The sequence below is a fragment of the Rhabdaerophilum sp. genome, from assembly GCF_046092605.1.
Classification (GTDB): domain Bacteria; phylum Pseudomonadota; class Alphaproteobacteria; order Rhizobiales; family Beijerinckiaceae; genus Rhabdaerophilum.
Map to the genome: position 1 here is coordinate 1 of NZ_JBJTDY010000057.1, position 21,596 is coordinate 21,596.

A 21,596-nucleotide genomic window follows, 5' to 3' on the forward strand; every position below is an offset into this window, starting at 1 on the left:
TACACGAAAGGCAGCGAAACCGCCCGCAAGCTGCTGCGCATCGTCGGCGATGGCGGCAGCGTGACGATCATGGCGGATCTTCGGGATCTCACGGGGCTTCCGGCCCAGCGACGAAGGTGATAATCCGGCCTCTCTCTTTCAAGGCGAAGCCGCATCCGTCAAGATGCGATCGCCACCCCGTTCTTGCCTTAACCAGATCGCAGCCCCCGCGCTTTCGATGAGCCCTGTTGTCTCGCTCGCCTTCCCGTTTTTCGGCCTCATCCTGCTCGGGTTCTTTTCGGGCAAGATCGCGAAGGTTCCGGAAGAGGGCATGCGATGGATGAATTTCTTCATCGTCTATATCGCGTTGCCGGCACTGTTCTTCAAGCTGATGAGCGTGACGCCGTTCGAGCAGTTCGGGAACTGGCGCTTCATTCTCGCCACCACATTATGCACCTACATCGCCTTCGTCATCTCCTTCGGCATCGGCATCCTCGCCTCGAAAGGAAATGTGCGGGAGGCGACCATCCAGGGCAATCTCGGAGCCTATTCGAATGTGGGATACATGGGCCCGGGCCTCACGCTGGCGGCCCTGGGCCCGCAATCGGCCGTGCCGACCGTGCTGATCTTCGTGTTCGATTCGGTGCTGCTCTTCACGCTGCTGCCGTTCCTGATGGCGCTGGGCGGCAACGAAAAGATGAGGTTCTTCGCCACTGCGAAGCTCGTGGTCATCCGCATCGTGACGCATCCGTTCAACGTGGCCTCGGCGGCGGGGGTGCTGGCCTCCTATCTCCAGTGGTCGCCGCCGGCGGCGATCGACACCATCCTCACGCTTCTGAAGAACGCGGCAGCACCCGTGGCGCTCTTCGCTCTGGGCGTGACGGTGGCCTTGCGACCGCTGACGAAAGTGCCCTTCGAGATGCCCCTGCATCTCTTCGTGAAGCTGATCTTCCACCCCATTCTCGTTTTCGCGATGCTCAGCCTGCTCGGCGGCTTCGAGCGGGTGTGGATCCTCACGGCGACGCTGATGTCCGCGCTGCCACCCGCGCTCAACGTGTTCGTGATGGCCCGTCAATACAATGTCTGGGTGGACAAGGCGTCATCCGGCGTGCTCGTGGGCACGCTTGCTTCCATCGGCACGGTGACGGGGCTGCTCTGGCTGATCGCCGAGAACAAGTTGCCGGTCTGGTAGCGTTTACTTCGCTCCGAACACCGGCATGCCGCCGCCAAGCCGCATGGCAAGACGCCGGAGCGGCGGCACGGCGTTGAACAGGCCCAACCCCGCCGCGCGCGCGAGATCAAGCGGCAGAAGGTTCCCGATGATCGCGGTGTTGAGGATATCCACGCCCGCGGAACGCGCTTCCACATCCACCTTCCGGTCCCGCGCATAGGCCGCGAGCACCTCTTCCGAGCCGATATCCCGGCCAGCGCGAAAAGCCTCGCTCACGCGCTTCGCGAGGGCATCGCAATCGCGGAAGCCGAGGTTGAGCCCCTGCGCGCCGATGGGCGGGAAGGCATGCGCGGCTTCGCCCACCAAGGCGACACGCGCGGCTACGAGGTGTTCCGCCACGAGCTTCTGCATGGGCACGCGGCCCTGCGGGCCTTCGAGCGTGAGCGGCCCCAGGAAATGCCCGCTCATCCGCTCCATCTCGCGGGTGAATTCCGCGAGGGGCAAGGCGAGGCGACGATCGGCCTCTTCCGGGCGCATGAGCCAGACGATGGCCGAACGCCTCTCGCCCGAGGGCACAAAGGTGAGCGGCCCCTGTCGGGTGTGGAATTCGGTGGAAATGTCGTCATGGTCGCGCGCATGGGTCGCCCGGGCCGTGATCGCCACCTGGCGGTAGGGCTTGATGCGCGCCTTGATGCCCGCGACCTGCCGCACCGAGGATTTCTGGCCGTCCGCGCCGATCAGCAATCGGGAGGTGATCTCCGCGCCATCGGAAAGCACGGCCGTGACGCTGCCGCCACCCATGCGATGCGTGGTCACCAAACCTGGCAGCAGCACGATGCCTAGCGTCTCCTTCGCCATGGCGATCAACTCGGCGAGGATTTCCGCATTGGCGATGTTCCAGCCGAAGGCGGGCTCGCCGATCTCGATGGCCTTGAAGGTGGTCGTGGGCGAGCGCACCAGCGCGCCTGTCACGTCCACGATGCGGATGGCGCGGAGCGGCCAGCCCTTCGCGCGCAGGCGATCCCCCGCACCGATCCTGTCGAGAAACGTGAAGCTCGAAGCGAAGAGCGCGGCCGAACGGGCATCGTCGCGGATCGTTTCGGGCACGCCCGCGATGGTGACCGTGAGGCCGGCCTGCGCCAGGGCGAGACCGGTCGCGAGACCCGCGGCCCCGCCACCGGCCACGAGGACATCGATGGTCTTGTTCATGGCCGGCTTCTGCTTGATTGAACGTGACATGGCTCTGATCTGGCGCAAGCTCGGGCAAGCGGCAAGGGTTCACGCCTCGAGGAGGCGTCGTGCCGCAGCCCGCGCCTCGCTCTGGTTCGGCGCGAAGGCGAGCAGCGCGCCGCCCTGCTCGTCGTGCCGCAGGGCATCCGCGATATCCGGGCGCGCCCCGAAAACGATCACGCTCGCCTGTTGCCCCTTCGCCTGCCGGGCGAAAGCGCCGATGGCCTCCGCGCCGCTCGCGTCGACCAGCGGAACGGCCGCGAGATCGAGCATATAGACCCGCGGGCGGATGCCGATCCGGTTCATCACGTCCCCGAAGCGCGGGGTGGAGCCGAAAAAGAGCGGCCCGGCGATGCGGTAGCTCACGATGCGATCATCACCCGGCTCGGTGACCGGCGCCTCGGCGGCGTCATCCTCGAAGGAGGAGCCGGATGTCACTTCCACCAGCCGCGCCATGCGAACGGAAAACAGGATGGCGCCCAGAACCACGCCCACGAGAATGCCCTCGGTGAGGTCGCGGAAGATCGTGATGAGAAAGGTCGCGAGCATGACCGCGGCATCCGCGCCATGGCCGCGCAGCAGGCTCAGGATCACGTGCTTTTCCGCCATGTTCTAGGCCACGATGGCGAGAAGCCCCGCAAGCGCCGCCAGCGGGATTTTCGCCATGAGGGGCGCCAGCAGCAGCATGAAGCCGAGGAGATAGACCGCGTGCAGCATGCCCGAGACCGGGCCATGCGCGCCCGCCCGGACATTCGTGGCGGTGCGGGCGATGGTGCCCGTCGCGGTGATGCCGCCGAACAGGGCCGCGCCGATATTCGCCATGCCCTGCGCCACGAGTTCGGTGTTCGAACGATGCCGTCGGCCGGTCATGCTGTCGGCCACCACGGCCGAGAGCAGCGATTCAATCGAGCCAAGCAGCGCGATCGCCAGCGCATCCGGCAGCAGGGCGCCGAGCCGCGCGAGATCAAGGGCCGGCAGCGAAGGCGCGGGCAGGGAGGAAGGCACCCCGCCAAACCGCGAGCCGATCGTTTCGACCGGCAGCGCGAACAGCCAGGCCGCCATGCTCGCCAGCGTCACCGCGATCAGCAGCACCGGCCAATGCGGACGATGGCGCTTGACGAGCGAGATCACCGCCATCGTGCCCAATGCAATCCCGAAAGCAGCGGGGTTGATGGTGGAGACGGCGCCAAGCAGCGCCTGCAGCTTCGGCAGAAGCGCGCCGGGCTCCCTTGCGCTGAGAGAAAGACCCAGCAAATCCTTGATCTGGCTCGCGAAGATGATCACCGCGATGCCCGCCGTGAAGCCAATCGTCACCGGCTGGGGGATGAACTTGATCAGCGTGCCGAGCCTGAAGGCGCCAAGCGCCATCATCATCACGCCGGCCATCATGGTCGCGAGCAGCAGTCCGTCATAGCCGTGCCGCTCGATGATCGCCGCGACGAGCACGATGAAGGCGCCCGCCGGCCCGCCGATCTGGAATCGGGAGCCCCCGAAGGCCGAGATCAGGAAGCCGCCGATGATCGCGGTGTAAAGCCCCTTCTCGGGCGTGGCGCCCGAGGCAATCGCAATCGCCATGGAAAGCGGCAGCGCCACGATCGCGACCGTCAGCCCCGCGATCGCATCCTTGCGGAATTCGCGCTGGCCGTAGCCCTCCCTCCACACGGAGAGAAGTTTCGGAGCAAAGGGCGCATCGGCCGAAAGGGTCACCTCTGGAAGGCCTTGCCAAATTGGAATCGGAGCTTCACGTTGCGGGATCAGCGCGGGCCTTGCCAAGCAAAGCCGGCAGCGCCTGCGACGAAAGTCGTAGATTGATCCGGTGAAACCCAGCGAAGTTCGGAGAAGGACGATGGTGCGTGTGATCGAGGTCGAGCGTCACGGCGGGCCTGAGGTGCTGAAGCTGGTCGATCGGCCGCTGGCGGCGCCCGGTGACGGCGAGGTGCAGATCGAGCAGAAGGCGATCGGCCTCAACTTCATCGACACCTATTTCCGCACCGGCCTCTATGCCGCGCCGAGCATGCCTTTCGTTCCGGGCAATGAGGGCGCGGGCATCGTTACCGCGCTGGGCGCGGGCGTGACGGGCCTGAAAGCGGGTGACCGCGTGGCTTACACCGCAGGCCTCGGGGGCTATGCCGAAAAGCGCAACATCAAGGCGCAGGCTCTCGTAAAATTACCTAAGCAGGTCTCCTTCGAGATCGGCGCCTCGGTGGTGCTGAAGGGCCTGACGGCCGAATATCTGCTGTTTCGCACCTTCAAGGTGAAACCGGGCCATGTCGTGCTCATCCACGCAGCGGCAGGCGGCACCGGCCTCATCCTGTGCCAGTGGGCGAAGGCGCTGGGAGCGACCGTGATCGGCACGGTGGGCTCGCCGGAAAAGGCGAAGCTTGCGAAGAAGGCGGGATGCCACCACGTGATCGATTACTCGAAGGAGGATTTCGCCAGGCGCGTCAGCGAGATCACCAGGGGTGCGAAATGTGATGTCGTCTATGACGGCGTCGGTAAAGCCACCTTCGCCGGCTCGCTCGACAGCCTGAAGCCGTTCGGCACGCTCGTGAGCTTCGGCAATGCCTCCGGGCCGGTGGATGGCGTCAATCTCGGCATCCTCGCGGCGAAGGGCTCGCTCTATGTCACGCGGCCGACGCTGATGACCCATATTGCCGAACCCGCGAACTACCACAAGATGGCGAAACGGCTGCTGGGCGCGATTGCCAAGGGCACGATCACCATCGCGCCGCCGAGGGTGTTCAAGCTCGCGGATGCCGCAGAGGCGCATCGCGCGCTAGAGGGTCGCCAGACCACCGGCTCGACCATTCTCGTTCCGTAGGATCGGCTTCGCCTTGCACCAGCCGCTCATCGAATTGTCGGGCATCACCAAGCGTTTTGGCGCGCTGGTCGCGAATGATTCCATCGACCTCACGGTGTTCCCCGGCGAGATTCATGCCCTGCTGGGCGAGAACGGTGCTGGAAAATCCACGCTGATGAAGATCCTCTACGGGTTGCTTGCGCCGGATGCCGGGGAAATCCGGCTCAGCGGGCGGCCGGTCCAGCTCGCCTCGCCGCAAGCCGCGCGGGCCGAGGGCATCGGCATGGTCTTCCAGCATTTTTCGCTGTTCGAGGATTTCACCGCGCTCGAGAACATCGCCATTCCCCTCGGCGGGCAGGTGGCCAATGACATTCTTGCCGCCGAGGTGAAACAGAAGGCGCGGCGCTATGGCCTGGAGATCGACCTCGACCGGCCGGTGCACACGCTCTCGGCCGGCGAGCGGCAGCGCATCGAGATCATGCGGGTGCTGATGCAGGATCCTTCGATCATCATCCTCGACGAGCCGACCTCCGTGCTGACCCCCCAGGAGACGGAAGGACTTTTCGAAACGCTGCGTCGTCTCGCGGCGGGTGGTGCGGGCGTGCTCTTCATTTCGCACAAGCTCGACGAGGTGCGCGCCCTTTGCGGTGCGGCCACCATCCTGCGGGGTGGCCGGCGCGTCGCCTCCGCCAATCCGCGCGATGTCTCGGCGGCCGTGCTTGCCGAAATGATGGTGGGAGAGAGCGTGGCCGGGCTGGTTCACCGCCATGGCCGGGGCGAGAGCGCGGCGATGCTCACCCTCGAGGACCTCACCCTGCAGCCGGAAGGCGTGCATGGTGTGCCGCTCGAGAATATCTCGCTGGAGGTGCGGGCCGGCGAGGTCCTGTGCATCGCCGGCGTGGCCGGCAACGGGCAGAGCGAACTTTATGCCGCGCTCTCCGGCGAGGAAGGCCGGGTGACCGCCGGCACGATCCGCATCGCTGGCGAGGATGTGACCCGCCGGGACATCAACGCGCGCCGCAAGGCCGGCGCTGCCTTCGTGCCGGAGGCGCGCCTGGGGCAGGGGACATTGCCCAACGCCACCCTCTCGGAGAATATCGTGCTCTCCTGGCACGCGACGGAGGATCTCGGCGGCACATTCCTGCATCCGGAGCGGCTGTTGCGCGTGTCGCGGCAGGTGATCCGCGACTTCGATGTGCGCGTGCCGAAGGAAGATCCCGAGGCGCGCCGGTTGTCGGGCGGCAACCTTCAGAAATACATTGTGGGGCGCGAAATCCTGCGCAAACCGAAGCTGATCGTCATCGACCAGCCGAGTTGGGGGGTCGATGCCAAGGCCGCGGCCATGATCCGGCAGACCCTGCTCGACCTCGCCGAGAAGGGCGTCGCGGTTCTGGTGATCACGCAGGATCTCGATGAAGCCTTCGAACTGGCCGACCGGATCGCCGTGATGAGGCGCGGACGGATTTCGCCCGCGATCAGGCCGGCCGACACGTCCCGCACGGCCATCGGCCTGATGATGACCGGGCGCGATCCGGCACCTTCGGGCGCTTCCGCATGAGGATCGCGCTTGAATCCCGCGGGGAGGTGGGCCGGCTCCGCAACTGGCTGACGCCGATCGCGGCACTGGCCGTCGCGCTTGCCACAGGCGGGCTGATCGTGGCCCTGCTCGGCAAATCGCCGGTCGTGGCCTTCAAGGTCTATCTGCGGGATCCGCTGACCGACCCCTGGGCCTTGCAGGAGGTGCTGCTCAAGGCGACGCCGCTCAGCCTCATCGCCATCGGGCTGGTCTTCTGCTTTCGCGCCAATCGCTGGAACATCGGTGCCGAGGGGCAGATGCTCGTGGGCGCGATCTGCGGCGGGGGCGTGGCCCTGCTGTTCCTCGGGCAATCCGGCTTCCACATCCTGCCGCTGATGCTGCTGGCGGGCATGGGGGGCGGGCTCGCCTATGCGGCCATCCCCGCCTGGTTGCGCGTGCGCTACGGGATTTCGGAAATCCTCACCTCGCTGATGCTGGTCTATGTCGCGGAATTGCTGCTGGACTATCTCGTGCGCGGGCCGTGGCGAGACCCCAAGGGCTTCAACTTCCCCCAGACCCCGAGCTTCTCGGAGAGCGCCTTGCTCTCTCCGTTTTTCGAGGGCGGGAGGCTTCATGCCGGGGCGCTGATCGCCGTTCTGGCGATTGTTCTTGCGACCCTTGTTTTCCGCCGCACCCTTTTCGGTTTCGCGATCAATGCGTTGGGTGAAGCCCCGAGGGCTGCGAATTTCGCGGGGTTTTCGGAGAAGCGGATCACGTTCCTGGTCTTCGCGATTTCCGGTGCGCTTGCGGGCCTTGCGGGCGTGATCGAGGCGGCGGGGCAGGTGGGCCAGCTGCGCCCCGGCTTCGGGCTGGGCCTCGGCTTCACGGCGATCATCGTTGCGTTTCTGGGCCGGCTTTCGCCGATCGGAGCCGCGCTCTCGGCCGTGGTGATCGCCGTGCTGCTGATTGGCGCGGAGAGCGCGCAGGTCGTGATGAAGCTGCCCTTCGATCTTACGCGCTTCTTCATGGGCCTGCTGCTGATGTGCGTGCTCGCGGGCGAGGCCCTGAACCGCTATCGCCTTGTGATCCGGAGGGACTGAGCCATGGAGATGCTGCCGCTGGTTCTTGCGTCGATCACGGTTGCGGCCACGCCCCTGCTGATCGCTGCTCTCGGCGAGCATGTCGTGGAGCGCGCGGGTGTTCTGAACCTTGGCGTCGAGGGCATGATGATCGTCGGCGCGGCTTGCGGCTTCGCGGCGGCCGTGCTCACGGATTCGGGCGCGTTCGGGCTTCTCGCCGGCGCATTGGCGGGAATGTTGCTGGCGCTTGTCTTCGCGATCCTCGCGATCGGACTTGCCACGAACCAGGTTGCGACCGGGCTTGCCCTGACCATTCTGGGCCTGGGCCTTGCGGGGCTGATCGGCGCGCCCTTTGTCGGCCAGCCGCGACCGCCGATCGCTCCGCTGGCGCTGCCGGGCCTGTCGCAGATCCCGATCATCGGGCCGGCCATCTTCAGGGCCGATCCGGTCTTCTTCCTCTCGCTGGTGCTCATTGCGGCGGTGGCCTTCGTGCTGAACCGCACGCGGGCCGGCCTGCTGTTGCGCGCGGTGGGGGAGAACCATGCCTCGGCCCATGCCCTGGGCGTGCCGGTGCGCCGCATCCGGCTCTACGCCGTGCTGTTTGGCGGTCTGATGGCCGGGCTCGCGGGTGCCTATCTCTCATTGATCTACACGCGCTTCTGGTCGCCGGGCATGACGGCCGGGCGCGGCTGGATCGCGCTGGCGCTGGTGGTTTTCGCCGCCGGGCATGTCTGGCGGCTGGTGCTGGGCGCCTACCTCTTCGGTGGGCTGACTGTGGCACAATTGCACGCCCAGGCTGGCGCGATCGGGCTTCCCTCGCAGCTTCTTTCGGCGCTACCCTACATCATGACCATTCTGGCCCTGCTGGTTCTCGCCGTCTCCGGGCGGCGCGGGTCGGGCGCGGCGGGATCGCTCGGGCAACCCTTTGTCCCGGAGCGGTAGTTTCAATCGGGGAGAGACGACAGATGTTCAACACCACAATACGCCGCATCGCCCTTGCGATGGGCCTCGGGCTTGCCATGATCGGCGGCGCCAGCGCGCAGGAGAAGCTGAAGATCGGCTTCATCTATGTGGGGCCGGTGGGCGATTTCGGCTGGAGCTACCAGCATGATCAGGGCCGCAAGGCCATCGAGGCGGCCTTCCCGGGGCGGGTGGAAACCACCTTCGTGGAGAGCGTGCCGGAAGCCGACAGCGATCGCGCCATCGAGCAGCTCGCCCGCACCGGGCACCGGCTGATCTTCACGACTTCCTTCGGCTTCATGGAGCCAACACTCCGCGTTGCGCGGAAATATCCGAACGTGATGTTCGAGCATGCCACAGGCTTCAAGCGCGACAAGAATGTCGCGACCTATTCCGCGAAGTTCCACGAGGGGCGCTACATCATCGGCAGGATTGCCGGAAAGATGACCAAGACCAACACCATCGGCTATGTCGGCGCCTTCCCGATCCCGGAGGTGATTGCAGGCATCAACGCCTTCTATCTCGGTGCGAAATCGGTGAACCCGAACGTCAAGATCAAGATCGCCTGGGCCTATGACTGGTTCAACCCGCCGAAGGAGGGTGACGCCGCCAAGACCCTGATCGACCAGGGCGCGGATGTGATCACCCAGCACACGGACAGCCCGGCGCCGCTGCAGCAGGCGGCGCAGCGGAATATCTTTGCTTTCGGCCAGGCCTCGGACATGACCAAGTTCGCGCCGAACCACATCCTCACCTCGATCATCGACGATTGGGCGCCCTATTATGTCGAGCGCACCCGCGCGATGCTGGAAGGCAAGTGGCAGAGCCAGGATGTGTTCGACGGCCTCGCCAAGGGCAAGGTGAAGATGGGGCCCTATGTGAACATGCCGCCGGACGTGAAGAAACTCGCGGAGGAAACCGAAGCCGCGATCATCGCCGGCAAGGTCGATCCCTTCATGTGCCCGGTCATGGCGCAGGACGGCAAGATCGTGGAATGCAAGGGCGGCGACCGGCTCTCGAACGAGCAGGTTTTCGGCATGAATTTCTACGTGCAGGGCATCGAAGGCACAATTCCCAAATAGGCGCTCTCCTTTGGGCATGAATTCGGGCCGGCGGGGCAGTTCGCCGGCCCTTTTTGTTCTATCGCAAACCTCTTGCCACATTGCCGATTTGTCATTTGACCCTTCGTGGTCTCCGGCGCACCTCTGCCGCGAAGTCGATCCTTCCCGGGGGAATGCATGTCACTCTTGTCATGGAAGCCGCTGCTGCTGCGCCTGCATCGCTGGACCACGCTGGTCTTCGCCCTTCCGCTCGCATGGGTGATCATCACCGGGCTGATCCTCTCCGTTGAACCGATCGTGCAGGATCTCGGCACCAAAGCGGGGAGCCTGCCGGCCTCGCGGCTGATCTCCCTGCTCGAGGAGCACGACAAGGAGGGGAAGGTCCGCGCCATCACCGTGCGGGCCTATGAGGATCGACTCACGCTGCAGGGCGTGGGGCCGGGCGGCAGCCTTGATCTGGCGATTTCCACCGGCCAGGTGGTCGATGATAGCGGCCGCACCCTGCTTTCCGATGTTTTCAGCACCTCGCGCGGATTGCACGAACATTTCATCCTCGATCAGGAATGGGTGGTGATCGCCTCGACCTTCGCGATGCTTGTGCTGATCGCGCTCGGTGTTCTCATGGGCTGGCCGCGATTGCGGAACTCGGTCTCCGGCTGGCATCAGGCGGTGGCGTGGTTCGGATTGCCCCTCGTGATCCTCTCGCCGCTGACGGGCCTCGCGATCGCCTTTGGCATGACCTTCGCGACGCCCCGGCCGCAGGATCGCGCGGCACTCCCGCCGATCAAGCAGGCCGTGCAGATTCTGGGTGAGAAGACCGACCTTTCCGGCCTGATCTGGCTCAGGAATCGCGGCGGGCGGATGCTCGCGCGCGTCAATGAGGGCGGGGTGTTCCAGGTCTATCAAGTCTCGATCCGTGGCGTGATTCCTGCCTCCTCGAACTGGCCGCGCGCGCTGCATGAGGGGAATTTCGCGGGTGCGTGGTCGGGCCTGATGGTGCTTCTGACATCCATCGGCATGATGATCCTGACGGGCACGGGTCTGACGCTCTGGCTGCGCCGCACGTTCCGCAAGCGCAACCGCGCGCGCCCGCCCGTGGTGCCCGCGCCGGCGGCGTGATTCAGGCGTTGCCGGCTTTGCGCGTCGCCGTGACCAGATAGACGCCCGCGAGGATGATCAGCCCGGCAATCGCCTCGCGCGGCGCGATGGCCTCTCCGAGCAGAAGCGCGGAGAGGATCACCGCCCAGGCCGGCACGAAATAGCCGGTCATCGAGGCGAGCGTGGGTCCCAGCGCGCGGATCGCGATCATGTAGAGCACGATGGGGGCGGCGGTGGAGATGACGCCCATCACCAGCACGAGATGGACCTGCTGCGGCAGCGCAGAGAGGCTCGAAGGACCGGGAATCGCCATTGCCAGGCTGGAAGCGAAGATGCCTGACATCACTTGCTGGCCGAGGGCGAGGCGCTTCGGCTCGGCCACAGGCAACAAACGAACATAAATGTTTCCCAAAGCATAGCTGACGGCCACGCCGACCATCGCGGCGGCCGCCAGGGGGGTCGCGGCCTCGCCGAAGAGACGCGGACCAATCAGCAAGGCCACGCCGCCGAGGCCCACGAGAATGCCGAAAAGGCGGCGCGGGCTGATCCGCTCATCCGCGAAGAGCTGGCTCGCGATCAAGGCCGTGATCAGCGGTCCGCAAGCCTGGATCATCGCGGCCTTGCCGGCGGGCAGGCTCTGCATCGCATAGGCCACGAGCAGGTTCGCGATCCAGCCATTGAGCGCGCCAAGGATCAGCCAGTCGAAAGCCTCGCGCTTCGAGCGCGGCAGCAGGTCTTGCCGCATCAGCGAAAACCACACCAGCAGCGTCAGCGCGCTCACCGCACCGCGCAGGGCCGCGAGCGTGATCGGGGGGAACGCGCCTGCCATCGCCTTGATGGTCGGGAAACTCAATCCCCAGAGAAAGGCCGCGAGCAGCATCAGCCCCAGGGCCTGCGCCGTCGAAAGCGGCGGACGGTCGCTCACACGCCGATCCCGTGGAGGTCATAGGCATCCGCGCGCTCGATCTTCACCGAAACGATATCGCCCGCGCGCAGGGGGCGCTTCGAGGCGACGTAGACCGCGCCGTCGATCTCCGGCGCGTCCCATTCCGAGCGGCCCTTGCTCACGGTCGGGCCGGGCTCGTCGATGATCACGCGGATGCGCTTGCCGACACGACGCTGCAACAGCTTCGAGGAAATCGGCTGCTGATGGCGCATGAAGCGATCATAGCGGCTCTGCTGAACCTCGGGGGGGATGGATTCCAGCCCGAGATCATTCGCCGTGGCACCCCGCACGGGCTCGTATTTGAACGCGCCGACGCGCTCGAGCTTCGCCTCGGTGAGGAAGCCGAGAAGCTCCTGGAAATCCTCCTCCGTCTCGCCGGGGAAGCCGACGATGAAGGTCGAGCGGATCGCGAGATCCGGGCAGATCTCCCGCCATTTTCCGATGCGCTGGAGTGTCTTTTCCTGATGCGCGGGCCGGCGCATGGCCTTCAGGACGTTGGGGGAAGCGTGCTGGAACGGGATATCGAGATAGGGGAGGATGCGCCCGCCGCTTTCATGCGCCTCCGCCATCAGCGGGATCACCTCATCCACGTGCGGATAGGGGTAGACATAATGTAAGCGAACCCAGATTCCGAGCGTGGAGAGGGCAGCCGCGAGATCGAGGAACTTCGTGCGATATTCCCTTTCATTCCACAGGCTTGGCGCGTATTTCAAATCCACGCCATAGGCCGATGTATCCTGAGAGATGACGAGGATTTCCTTCACGCCGGCGCGCACCAGCTTTTCCGCCTCGCGCATCACCTCGGCGAGGGGGCGCGAGACGAGATCCCCCCGGAGCCTGGGAATGATGCAGAAGGTGCAGCGGTTGTTGCAGCCTTCCGAAATCTTCAGATACGCGTAGTGGCGCGGCGTGAGCTTAACCCCTTGTTCCGGAACGAGATCGAGGAACGGGTCATGCGCGGGCGGCACCACCTCGTGCACGGCCGCGAGCACGCTCTCATAGGCCTGAGGGCCGGTGATGGCCGCGACGGAAGGATAGGCCTCGCGGATCTGCTCGGGCTCGGCGCCCATGCAGCCCGTCACGATCACCTTGCCGTTTTCTGCGAGGCCCTTGCCAATGACATCAAGCGATTCCGCTTTCGCGCTGTCGAGGAAGCCGCAGGTGTTGACGATGACGAGATCAGCCCCGGCATGGGTTTTCGTGAGCGCGTAGCCCTCGGCGCGCAGCCGCGTGATGATGCGCTCGCTATCGACAAGCGCCTTCGGACAACCCAGGGAAACGAAAGAGATTTTCGGAGCAGCTGACATTCTCAATCCGGAAGGCGGGCGGCGGTGACCTCAACCTCGACCTTGAATTCCGGCCGCGTGAAACCCGAGACGATCACGAGGGTCGAGGCGAAGGCGTCGCCGTTCACATAGCGGCTTCGCACCCGGCCATAAACCGGAAAATAGGCGCGATCGGTCACGAAGGCATTGAATCGCACCACATCCTGCAGGGTCATGCCGGCTTCGGCGAGGATGGCCCTGATGTTCTCGAAGCAGAGCACGGCCTGCGCTTCCACATCCTCGGGGATCACGTCATCCGGCCCGATGCCGAGCTGTCCCGAGGCAAAGACCAGCCGCGCGCCCGGCGGCACGGCGATGCCGTGGCTATAGGCGGCAAGCGGGGCGCGGATGGTCGCGGGGTTCAGTTTCTGGTGGGGCATGGTTGTCCTCAACGTCGTGCTCGGCGGGAAACTCCAGGTAGCCTGCCGGAAGTCGGGGGCCCTGGCCCGGGCATCCACGGCATCCCTTTTGTTTCAGGAGGAGGATGGCCGGAACAAGTCCGGCCATGACGGGCGAGAAACCTGCCCTATCTAGCGCGCTTGCGAGCGTTTTGGAATCGCGCTTGCTAGGTGCCTGCATCCTCTTTCGCATCATCCCTCCAGGAGCCCTGATCCGTGCCTGTCACTCTTCCCCAAAACTCCCGCTTCTGGTTGCGACAAGTGAGCCTGCCCCTCGCTCTCGTTGAGGGCGAGGGCTTCCCCGCGCATTTCACCGGCGATGCCTTCATCCGAGCCGCCATGCTGATCGCGGATGGAAAAATCGCACGCATCGTTGGGGAGCCCGTCGCGGATGTCGGGGAGGGCGAGAGCGTGGATTGCGGCGGGAAAATCGTGCTGCCGCGCTTCGTCGACGTGCATACGCATCTCGACAAGGGGCATATCCATGCGCGTGCCGCGAACCCCGATGGCACCTTCTTCGGTGCGCTGACGACCGTCGCGGCGGATCGCGAGAAGAACTGGCAGGCCGAGGATGTGCGCGCAAGGATGGATTTCGCCCTGCGTTGCGCCTTCCACCATGGCACGGGCGCCATCCGGACGCATCTCGATAGCCTCGGCAAGCAATCGGACATCTCCTGGCCGGTTTTTTCCGAGATGCGCGAGGAATGGAAGGGACGGATTGAGTTGCAGGCCTCGGCGCTGTTTCCACTCTCGGCCGTATGGGAAGATCCGGCGGATTTCCGCAACATTCTCAAGAATGTCACGAAGCATGGCGGCATACTTGGCGCCGTGACGTATCGTGGTGATCCGCTCACCGACGAGGTGGACAAGGCGCTCGATGAATTCATCGATGCGGCCGAAGCCAATGGCCTCGAACTCGATTTCCACGTGGATGAGAGCGCGTCGCCGGATGCGCGAAGCCTTGAGAAGATCGCGGATGCCGTCCTGCGCAAGAACTATCGCGGTCGCGTGCTCGCCGGGCATTGCTGCTCGCTTGCGCTGATGGAGGACGCGGACCGCGCCCGCGTGACGAGCAAGCTCGCGGCGGCGAAGATCGCGGTCGTCTCGCTGCCGATGTGCAACATGTATCTGCAGGACCGGATTTCCGGCCGCACGCCACGCTGGCGCGGGGTCGCGCCCTTGCATGAGCTTGATGTTGCGGGCGTTTCCACCATGGTGGCTTCGGACAACACGCGCGATCCGTTCTATGCCTACGGTGATCTCGACGGGGTCGAGGTGTTCCGCGAGGCGACACGCATCCTGCATTTCGACCATGATTCCAGGCCGTGGCTCGAGAGCCTCACCATTCGGCCCGCTGCGCAGATGGGTCTCGCCGATGCGGGGCGGCTGGCACCCGGATTGCCTGCAGATTTCATCCTGTTTTCGGCCCGCACGCTCAATGAATGGCTCTGCCGACCGCAGACCGATCGTCTTGTGTGGATCGGCGGCCAGGCGAGCAAGACAAGCCTGCCGGATTATGCTGAACTTGACCGTCTTTCTGCCTGAGGAACCCTGATGCGCTACGATATCGCCACGCTGAAATCCCGTCTCGGCGCCATCAGGACCGACGACAACCCCGCGATCCTCAAGCAGAAAAGCCGCGATTTCTACTGGTATTCGCCGGCCCTCAAGCGCCAGCTGGACCAGGTCATCGCGGATATCATGGTCATGCCGAAGAATCTGGACGAGCTGATCCATGTTCTGGCGACCTGTCATTCCCTCGGAATCCCGGTCACGCCGCGCGGCACGGGCACAGGGAATTACGGGCAGGCCATGCCGCTTTCGGGCGGCGTGCTGCTCGATCTCTCCGCGATGAACGCGGTGAAATCCATCGGCAATGGCCGGGTTGTCACCGAACCCGGCGCCATCCTCGCGGAGATCGACCACGAGACGCGGGAAAAAAGCGGGCAGGAATTGCGCCTCTCGCCTTCGACCTACCACACGGCGACGCTCGGCGGCTTCATCGCCGGTGGTTCGGGGGGCGTCGGTTCCATCCGCTGGGGCGGCTTGCGCGATTACGGCAACATCATCCGCCTGAAGGTCGTGACGATGGAGGCGAGCCCGCGCGTGCTCGAACTCACCGGCGACGACCTCCACAAGGTGAGCCACGCCTATGGCACCAACGGCATCATCGTGGAATGCGAGGTGCCGCTGGCGCCGGCTTACCCCTGGGTCGATGTGATCTTCGGCTTCGATGACCTGCGGCAGGCGACCGAATTCTCGAACAGCCTCGGCGAGCAGGATGGCCTCCTGCTGAAGGAACTCGCGGTGATCGCGGCCCCGGCGCCGCATGATTACTTCCTCCGGCATCGCAAGTTTCTGCCGCGCGACAAGCATGCAGTGGTGCTGATGGTCGCCGATTTCGCGCTTCTCCCGCTGCTCGCTTTCGCCAGGCGCTGGAAGGGCGCGGAGCTGCTGATGCGCTCCGATACGCTTTCCGACGACGAGAAGAAGGGCCTGCCGCCGGCCTTCGAACTCGCCTGGAACCACACGACCTTGCGTGCCTTGCGCGTTGATCCGAGCATCACCTATCTTCAGGTGCTCTATCCCTTCCCCAATCAGGTGGAACTGGTGGAGAAGATCCACGCGCATTTCGGCGAGGAAGTCGCCTGCCACCTAGAATTCGTGAAATTCGACGGCAAGGTCACCTGCTTCGGCCTGCCGCTGGTGAAGTTCACCAGCGAGGAGCGGCTGGAGGAGATCATGCGCATCCATGAGGAGATGGGCGCACCGATCTTCAACCCGCATCGTTACACGCTGGAGGAGGGCGGAATGAAGCAGACCGACGAGATCCAGCTCGCCTTCAAGCGCGAGGCGGACCCTCAAGGGTTGCTGAACCCCGGCAAGATGATCGCCTGGGAGGACCCGAACTACGATTTCAGAAGCGGGAAAACCTTCCTGTTCAAGGGTTTGGGCGGGTGAGTTATTGCGTCTCCGTCATGCCCGGGCTTGGCCCGGGCATGCACGACTTCTCCCAAGATGTGGATGGCCGGAACAAGTCCGGCCATGACGTGGCGGCCGGGGCCTTCGCATGAAGATCCTTCTCGTCTATTGCCACCCGAACCCCGAGAGCTTCACCGCCGCCGTGAAGGCCGCGGCGGTGGAAACGCTGCAACGCAACGGCCATGAGGTTGATATCATCGACCTTTACGCCGAGGGCTTCGACCCCGTGATGAGCCGCGAGGAGCGCAGCGGTTATCACACACGCGGCGAGAACCGCGTGCCTGTCGCGAGCCATCTTGATCGCGTGAAGGCGGCCGACGGGCTGCTCTTCGTCTACCCGACCTGGTGGTATGCGCAGCCCGCCATGCTCAAGGGCTGGCTCGAGCGCGTGCTGATCCCGCACGAGACCTTCACGATGCCCGAGGGCAACCAGCCCATTCGCGGGCTGATGACGAATATCCGCTTCCTTGGCGTGCTAACCTCGCTCGGTTCGCCAAAATGGTGGTGGTGGATCATGGGCATGCCCGGTAGGCGCATCCTGCTCACGGGCATCCGCGCGCTCTGTGCGCCGCGCTGCAGGACGCTCTGGCTCGCGCTCCACCGCATCGATGTGGTGGGCAAGGAGGCGCGCAAACGCCATCTGGAGCGGGTGCGGGAGGTCTTGGGCAAACTGTGACGCGTCACGGCCGGACCAAGCCCGGCCAGGACCTCGTGTCAGGCCAACCGGCTCAGCGGAAACTTCGCCACGTCGTCCAGCAACTCGATGAAACGATCGGTCTGGAATTCGACGGCCTGCCGGCCTTTCTCGGCGGTGGCGAGATGAGCTTCGCCCGCGACGCCCTCAGGATGATTATCCTCCGCAATCCAGGCCATGGAGGTGAAGCCGGTGACGCGCAGCTGCTTGTATTCCTGCGCATACGAAATCGAATTCGGCACGAAATCGACCGCTTTCGACATGTCCACGCGGTTCGGGGCGAAATGCAGCATCACGCTTGTTTCAAAATCGCCGCCATGGATGCCGTAATTGTTCTCGATCTCCGAGAACAGGCCGGCCGGCACGCCGAGCCGCCGCCACGCGGTCTGCGCCACAAGCATCTGGCAACGCACGCGCAATTCCCGCGCGACGATGCCCTGCACCTCGACAGTCCCGCCATGCGAATTGACGATGACGAGCTTGCGCAAGCCGGCGCGCGCGATGCTCTCGCCGATCTCCGTCCAGGCGGAAATGAGGGTGTGCGCGGTAAGCGTCACCGTGCCGGGATCACGCAGGTGCTCGTTCGATTTCCCCACATTCTGCACCGGCAGGAAGAGCACATCGAGATGCGCCGGCAGCTTCTTCATCACGGTGTCGCACATGCCCTGCGCGATGATCGAATCCGTGCCCACCGAGAGATGCGGCCCGTGCTGCTCGGTCGCGGCAATGGGGAGAACGACCACCGTCTTTTCCGGGTCAAGCATCTGGAAATCCCGCGATGTCAGGTCGAACCAGTGAAGTTTGCGCATGTTACCTCAGCGAAGAGAGCTCGGTCGTGACTCGCGCGAGAAACGCCTTTCGTTGCGCCTCCGTCGCGACATTCATGTGGTAGAGCGCGCAATAGCGGATGCGCGCGCCCGGCGCCACGAACCAGCGCAGATAGCGCGTGATCATCTTGCGGGGCGGGTTGCCGACCAGGAAGGCGCGCAGGCGGTCACGGCCATAGGTCGAGATGCCCACGACATGCCGGATATGCTGGAGCATGGGGCGCGGCTTGCCGGGAACAGACAGATCGAAGGTGATGCCCGGACCGAAGATGCGATCGAAGAACCCCTTGAGCATCGCCGGGAAGCCGAAGCACCAGGTCGGGAACTGCACCACCAGCGCCTCGGCGTGATAGAGCCGATCAATATAGCCCTCGATCCCTTTCCGGTTGAGCGAGAGGTCATGGTAATCCCGGCGCATCTCGGCCGTGAGGACGGGCTGGAAGCCTTCGGCATAGAGGTCGCAGAGATCGACCTCATGGCCGTTCGCGCACAAGGCGGCGATACCCGCATCGCGGATCGCCGCATGGAAGCTCTCTTCCAGCGGATGGCAATAGAGATAGAGAATTCTCATGCTTTCACAGGCACGTAGCTCTTCATCTTGCCAGGGTTCAGAAGACCATAGGGGTCGATCTCGGCCTTGAACCCGGCCTGATCGGCATCCACGCGCTTGTGGCGCGAGCCATCCTCCAACGAAATCACATGCGGGTTGGCGATCATCACGCCATGGGCCTCATGCGCGTTGATGATGTCGTAGAGCCGCTCCTTCGTGGTGTAGCGGATGACGGGCAGGGCACTCGCCGAGAGGTTGCCGCCAAAGCGGATGAACTCGCAATGCGGGATGAGTTCTTCCGGGAACATCGCGGCCGTCTCGAGGATCGATTCGCGCACGCGATCATGCGGATAGAGGCACTGGAGATAGGTGACCGAGCGATCCGCCTTCAGCATCTGCAGCGTCGTGTGGTTCCAGGTGTATTCGTAGAGCGGAACCGAGCCAGCTTCCTCGCGCGTCGGCGTTTCCAGCGTGATCATGCCGCCCAGCGGCTCGACGATGTCGCGGAAGCTTTCGAGCGAGGCCTCGGCGATCATGCAGGCGAGGATGTGCTTGCCCTCGGGGCAACAGGGCTTGAGCTGGCCGAAATAATCGGGCAGGGGCCAGGCGATGCCGCTCATCAGCTTCTTGACCACGCCATCAGCCTTCGCGGCGGCGAACCCGGCATCCAGCAGCTTCGCGAAATCATCGAAGGTGACGATCACATCATACCAGGGCCAGGCCGGCGCGAGCGGCATTTCGAGCGCGGTGATGATGCCCGTCGTGCCGTAGGCGCGGTTGATCTTCTGGGCGGCATCGCCCCGAAGTTCGATGATGCGGGGTTCATCCTCCACGGTCACGATCCGCGCGGCGAGGATGTTGCCGGGCTCCCGCAGCCCGCCATAGGTGACGGAACCCACGCCGCCCGATCCGCCGGCGACGAAGCCGCCGATGGTCGCCGTGCGCTTTGTGGAGGGGTGGAGGCGGATTTCCTGCCCGGATGGCTTCAATTCCTGATCGAGCTTGCCCATGAGCAGGCCCGCGCCGCAGCGCACGCGGCCCGGCTTCACCCATTCGATCGAGGCGAAATTCGTCATGTCGAGCAGCACGCCGCGCTCCATCGGCACGGCCTGCCCGTAATTGCCGGTGGCGCCGCCGCGCGGGGTGATCGGCACGCGATGCCTGACGCAGGCCCGCACCAGCGTGACGAGATCGGCCTCGTTGCGCGGAGAAACAAAGATATCCGCGCTTTTTTGCGCGAGTTCCTCGTTGAGAATCGGCGAATACCAGAAGAAATCGCGGCTTTTCTTCCGCACCACCTTGTCTTCCGTCACCACCGGCACATCGCCGATTTCGGCCAGGATCGCCCCGATGGCTGCGGGCAGGGCGGGATTCTCGGCGGAGACTTTTCGCGCAGGAACATTCATCGGACGACGCTTTCCATGGAACCGGGAAGCCGGCTTCTACTGTCGTGACAGGATAGCAAGCCTGGTGCCGCCGGCCAGTGCCTTTATGCAGGCTCATCCCCTGAAATCCGCATTCGCCAATTGCAGTCTGTCCAATCCCGCGCCATCCTGCTTGCGCCCTGGGCAGGAGGCACCCATCACCGCGCCGCACTTTGTGCGGCACGGGCATTGCAGCGTTTGACCAGCGCCCGATATCGGGGGAAGACGGCGAACCAGAAGCCCTAACGGAGACCGGACCCATGATGATGAAATATCGCCTGAACCGTCGTGCCGCGCTTGGCCTGCTGGGCGGCTCGGCCGCTTCCGTTCTCGTGCCCATGACGGGCAGCCGCGTGAACGCCCAGAGCCTTGACAAGGTCAGCTATCAGACCAACTGGCGCGCGCAGGCCGAGCATGGCGGCTTCTATTACGCGGTCGCCAACGGCATCTACAAAAAATATGGCATCGACGCGGATATCCGCATGGGCGGCCCGCAGCAGAACCCCTCGCAGCTGCTGCTCGGTGGCCGCGTGGACATGATCATGTCCAATTCCTTCGAGGCCATCCGCTATGTCGAGGAGAAACTGCCGTTCCTCTGCATCGCCTCGATCTTCCAGAAGGACCCGCAGGTCATCATCTGCCATCGCGGCGTGGGCAATGACAGTTTCGAGCAGCTGAAGGACAAACCGATCCTCGTGGGCGGCGCGGGCCGCACCTCCTACTGGCCATTCCTCAAAGCGAAGTTCGGCTACACCGACGAGCAGATCCGCCCCTACACCTTCAACATGGCTCCGTTCCTGGCCGACAAGAACATCTGCCAGCAGGGCTTCCTCTCTTCCGAGCCCTTCGCGATCCAGAAGGAAGGCGGAGTCGATCCGCTGGTGCATCTGATCGCCGATGCGGGCTTCGCCAACTACAACACCACGATCAACATCTCCCGGAAGATGGTGGACGAGAAGAAGGACCTCGTGCAGCGCTTCGTGACCGCCTCGCTCGAGGGCTGGGCCGCCTACATGAAGAACGGCCCCGAGAACGCCGCCGCCAACACGCTCATCAAGCGCGACAACCCCGACATGACCGACGAGAAGATCGCCTATGCGATCAAGGTGATGAATGAGAAGGGCATTGTGATGTCCGGCGACGCGCTGAAGCTCGGCGTCGGCGCGATGACCGACGAGCGCTGGGCCTCGTTCTACAAGGACATGCATGCCGCAGGCGTCTTCCCCGCGAATATCGACGTCAGGAAGGCCTATGATCTTTCCTTCATCAACAAGGGCGTCGGCGTCTGATGGCTTTGGCCCAGGGCACGGGCGTGGATACGGGGCGGGCGGCAAGAAAGCCGCTCGTCTCGGTCCGCGGCCTCTCGAAGAAATTCTCGAACGGCACCCTCGCCTTGCGGGACGTGGATCTCGACCTCCATGCGAGTGAATTCGTGAGCCTGCTCGGCCCCTCGGGCTGCGGGAAATCGACCCTGCTGCGGCTGATCTCCGATCTGTCGCAACCCTCCGCCGGCACGATCGACTGGCCGGGGGCGGACAGCGCGGATGCCTATGGAA

At 64.5% G+C, this 21,596-nt stretch carries 19 protein-coding genes and 1 pseudogene; 12 read left to right on the top strand and 8 right to left on the bottom strand.

Features of this window, described 5'->3' with window-relative positions:
• Window positions 1-217: 217 nt before the first annotated feature.
• Entirely contained in the window at window positions 218-1,171 is a 954-nt protein-coding gene (locus tag ACKODO_RS04870) for an AEC family transporter (RefSeq protein ID WP_408982327.1), read from the top strand.
• A gap of 3 nt (window positions 1,172-1,174) precedes the next feature.
• Here ACKODO_RS04870 and ACKODO_RS04875 read toward each other — a convergent pair whose 3' ends face one another.
• Window positions 1,175-2,389 carry an FAD-dependent monooxygenase gene (locus ACKODO_RS04875; RefSeq protein ID WP_408982328.1) on the bottom strand — a complete coding sequence of 405 codons (1,215 nt, stop codon included), beginning with the start codon at window positions 2,387-2,389 and terminating at the stop codon, window positions 1,175-1,177.
• A gap of 39 nt (window positions 2,390-2,428) precedes the next feature.
• Window positions 2,429-4,087 (bottom strand): annotated as a pseudogene (locus ACKODO_RS04880) (SulP family inorganic anion transporter).
• Between the two features lie 139 nt (window positions 4,088-4,226).
• Here ACKODO_RS04880 and ACKODO_RS04885 point away from each other — a divergent pair.
• The 6 genes from ACKODO_RS04885 to ACKODO_RS04910 all read left to right on the top strand — a co-directional run bounded on the left by ACKODO_RS04885 (window position 4,227) and on the right by ACKODO_RS04910 (window position 10,915).
• On the top strand, window positions 4,227-5,201 hold the full coding sequence (locus tag ACKODO_RS04885; RefSeq protein ID WP_408982329.1) for a quinone oxidoreductase family protein: 975 nt from the start codon (window positions 4,227-4,229) through the stop codon (window positions 5,199-5,201).
• 13 nt (window positions 5,202-5,214) lie between these two features.
• Window positions 5,215-6,738 (top strand): ABC transporter ATP-binding protein, encoded by a 1,524-nt coding sequence (locus tag ACKODO_RS04890; RefSeq protein ID WP_408982330.1) that lies wholly within the window; start codon window positions 5,215-5,217, stop codon window positions 6,736-6,738.
• Window positions 6,735-7,796 carry an ABC transporter permease gene (locus ACKODO_RS04895; RefSeq protein WP_408982331.1) on the top strand — a complete coding sequence of 354 codons (1,062 nt, stop codon included), beginning with the start codon at window positions 6,735-6,737 and terminating at the stop codon, window positions 7,794-7,796. Before ACKODO_RS04890 ends, ACKODO_RS04895 begins: the two co-directional genes overlap by 4 nt.
• Before the next feature lie 3 nt (window positions 7,797-7,799).
• A complete protein-coding gene (locus ACKODO_RS04900; protein ID WP_408982332.1) occupies window positions 7,800-8,717 on the top strand; it encodes an ABC transporter permease in 918 nt (305 codons plus the stop codon).
• A 23-nt stretch (window positions 8,718-8,740) separates the two neighbouring features.
• Window positions 8,741-9,817: a BMP family ABC transporter substrate-binding protein gene (locus ACKODO_RS04905; protein WP_408982333.1), complete on the top strand. Its 1,077-nt coding sequence runs from the start codon at window positions 8,741-8,743 to the stop codon at window positions 9,815-9,817.
• Between the two features lie 156 nt (window positions 9,818-9,973).
• Entirely contained in the window at window positions 9,974-10,915 is a 942-nt protein-coding gene (locus ACKODO_RS04910) for a PepSY domain-containing protein (protein ID WP_408982334.1), read from the top strand.
• A 1-nt stretch (window position 10,916) separates the two neighbouring features.
• Here ACKODO_RS04910 and ACKODO_RS04915 read toward each other — a convergent pair whose 3' ends face one another.
• From ACKODO_RS04915 to ACKODO_RS04925, 3 genes are read right to left on the bottom strand one after another with little or no spacing between them, the layout of a single operon-like run.
• Entirely contained in the window at window positions 10,917-11,819 is a 903-nt protein-coding gene (locus ACKODO_RS04915; RefSeq protein ID WP_408982335.1) for a DMT family transporter, read from the bottom strand.
• Entirely contained in the window at window positions 11,816-13,147 is a 1,332-nt protein-coding gene (rimO, locus tag ACKODO_RS04920) for a 30S ribosomal protein S12 methylthiotransferase RimO (protein WP_408982336.1), read from the bottom strand. Before rimO ends, ACKODO_RS04915 begins: the two co-directional genes overlap by 4 nt.
• 2 nt (window positions 13,148-13,149) lie before the next feature.
• Complete coding sequence (locus ACKODO_RS04925) at window positions 13,150-13,545, bottom strand: RidA family protein (RefSeq protein ID WP_408982337.1); 396 nt, start codon at window positions 13,543-13,545, stop codon at window positions 13,150-13,152.
• Window positions 13,546-13,779: 234 nt separating this feature from the next.
• Between ACKODO_RS04925 and ACKODO_RS04930 the strand changes: the two genes are divergently transcribed.
• From ACKODO_RS04930 to ACKODO_RS04940, 3 genes are all read left to right on the top strand, one after another.
• Window positions 13,780-15,108 carry a cytosine deaminase gene (locus tag ACKODO_RS04930; protein WP_408982338.1) on the top strand — a complete coding sequence of 443 codons (1,329 nt, stop codon included), beginning with the start codon at window positions 13,780-13,782 and terminating at the stop codon, window positions 15,106-15,108.
• A gap of 9 nt (window positions 15,109-15,117) precedes the next feature.
• Window positions 15,118-16,524 carry an FAD-binding oxidoreductase gene (locus ACKODO_RS04935; RefSeq protein WP_408982339.1) on the top strand — a complete coding sequence of 469 codons (1,407 nt, stop codon included), beginning with the start codon at window positions 15,118-15,120 and terminating at the stop codon, window positions 16,522-16,524.
• Window positions 16,525-16,633: 109 nt separating this feature from the next.
• On the top strand, window positions 16,634-17,221 hold the full coding sequence (locus ACKODO_RS04940; protein ID WP_408982340.1) for an NAD(P)H-dependent oxidoreductase: 588 nt from the start codon (window positions 16,634-16,636) through the stop codon (window positions 17,219-17,221).
• A 38-nt stretch (window positions 17,222-17,259) separates the two neighbouring features.
• Here the strand turns inward: ACKODO_RS04940 and ACKODO_RS04945 are convergent, their stop codons facing one another.
• The 3 genes from ACKODO_RS04945 to ACKODO_RS04955 are packed head-to-tail and all read right to left on the bottom strand — an operon-like array spanning window position 17,260 to window position 20,022.
• Window positions 17,260-18,048 carry a creatininase family protein gene (locus ACKODO_RS04945; RefSeq protein ID WP_408982341.1) on the bottom strand — a complete coding sequence of 263 codons (789 nt, stop codon included), beginning with the start codon at window positions 18,046-18,048 and terminating at the stop codon, window positions 17,260-17,262.
• Between the two features lies 1 nt (window position 18,049).
• The gene (locus ACKODO_RS04950; protein WP_408982342.1) at window positions 18,050-18,637 is read right to left on the bottom strand and encodes an NAD(P)H-dependent oxidoreductase; all 588 of its coding nucleotides are present in this window, start codon (window positions 18,635-18,637) and stop codon (window positions 18,050-18,052) included.
• Entirely contained in the window at window positions 18,634-20,022 is a 1,389-nt protein-coding gene (locus tag ACKODO_RS04955; RefSeq protein WP_408982343.1) for an FAD-binding oxidoreductase, read from the bottom strand. The genes ACKODO_RS04950 and ACKODO_RS04955 overlap by 4 nt, the downstream gene beginning before the upstream one ends.
• Before the next feature lie 278 nt (window positions 20,023-20,300).
• Between ACKODO_RS04955 and ACKODO_RS04960 the strand changes: the two genes are divergently transcribed.
• Window positions 20,301-21,329 carry an ABC transporter substrate-binding protein gene (locus tag ACKODO_RS04960; protein WP_408982344.1) on the top strand — a complete coding sequence of 343 codons (1,029 nt, stop codon included), beginning with the start codon at window positions 20,301-20,303 and terminating at the stop codon, window positions 21,327-21,329.
• On the top strand, window positions 21,329-21,596 hold a 268-nt coding region (locus tag ACKODO_RS04965; RefSeq protein ID WP_408982345.1), incomplete at its 3' end, for an ATP-binding cassette domain-containing protein. The genes ACKODO_RS04960 and ACKODO_RS04965, both read left to right, overlap by 1 nt.

What these genes read in the sequence shown, in the direction of transcription:
- ACKODO_RS04910 (WP_408982334.1), top strand. Translation starts at nt 9,974, where the DNA reads ATGTCACTCTTGTCATGGAAGCCGCTGCTGCTGCGCCTGCATCGCTGG.
- ACKODO_RS04940 (WP_408982340.1), top strand. Translation starts at nt 16,634, where the DNA reads ATGAAGATCCTTCTCGTCTATTGCCACCCGAACCCCGAGAGCTTCACC.
- ACKODO_RS04960 (WP_408982344.1), top strand. Translation starts at nt 20,301, where the DNA reads ATGATGATGAAATATCGCCTGAACCGTCGTGCCGCGCTTGGCCTGCTG.
- ACKODO_RS04900 (WP_408982332.1), top strand. Translation starts at nt 7,800, where the DNA reads ATGGAGATGCTGCCGCTGGTTCTTGCGTCGATCACGGTTGCGGCCACG.
- ACKODO_RS04870 (WP_408982327.1), top strand. Translation starts at nt 218, where the DNA reads ATGAGCCCTGTTGTCTCGCTCGCCTTCCCGTTTTTCGGCCTCATCCTG.
- ACKODO_RS04935 (WP_408982339.1), top strand. Translation starts at nt 15,118, where the DNA reads ATGCGCTACGATATCGCCACGCTGAAATCCCGTCTCGGCGCCATCAGG.
- ACKODO_RS04875 (WP_408982328.1), bottom strand. Translation starts at nt 2,389, where the DNA reads ATGTCACGTTCAATCAAGCAGAAGCCGGCCATGAACAAGACCATCGAT.
- ACKODO_RS04885 (WP_408982329.1), top strand. Translation starts at nt 4,227, where the DNA reads ATGGTGCGTGTGATCGAGGTCGAGCGTCACGGCGGGCCTGAGGTGCTG.
- ACKODO_RS04945 (WP_408982341.1), bottom strand. Translation starts at nt 18,048, where the DNA reads ATGCGCAAACTTCACTGGTTCGACCTGACATCGCGGGATTTCCAGATG.
- ACKODO_RS04955 (WP_408982343.1), bottom strand. Translation starts at nt 20,022, where the DNA reads ATGAATGTTCCTGCGCGAAAAGTCTCCGCCGAGAATCCCGCCCTGCCC.
- ACKODO_RS04950 (WP_408982342.1), bottom strand. Translation starts at nt 18,637, where the DNA reads ATGAGAATTCTCTATCTCTATTGCCATCCGCTGGAAGAGAGCTTCCAT.
- rimO (WP_408982336.1), bottom strand. Translation starts at nt 13,147, where the DNA reads ATGTCAGCTGCTCCGAAAATCTCTTTCGTTTCCCTGGGTTGTCCGAAG.
- ACKODO_RS04925 (WP_408982337.1), bottom strand. Translation starts at nt 13,545, where the DNA reads ATGCCCCACCAGAAACTGAACCCCGCGACCATCCGCGCCCCGCTTGCC.
- ACKODO_RS04895 (WP_408982331.1), top strand. Translation starts at nt 6,735, where the DNA reads ATGAGGATCGCGCTTGAATCCCGCGGGGAGGTGGGCCGGCTCCGCAAC.
- ACKODO_RS04905 (WP_408982333.1), top strand. Translation starts at nt 8,741, where the DNA reads ATGTTCAACACCACAATACGCCGCATCGCCCTTGCGATGGGCCTCGGG.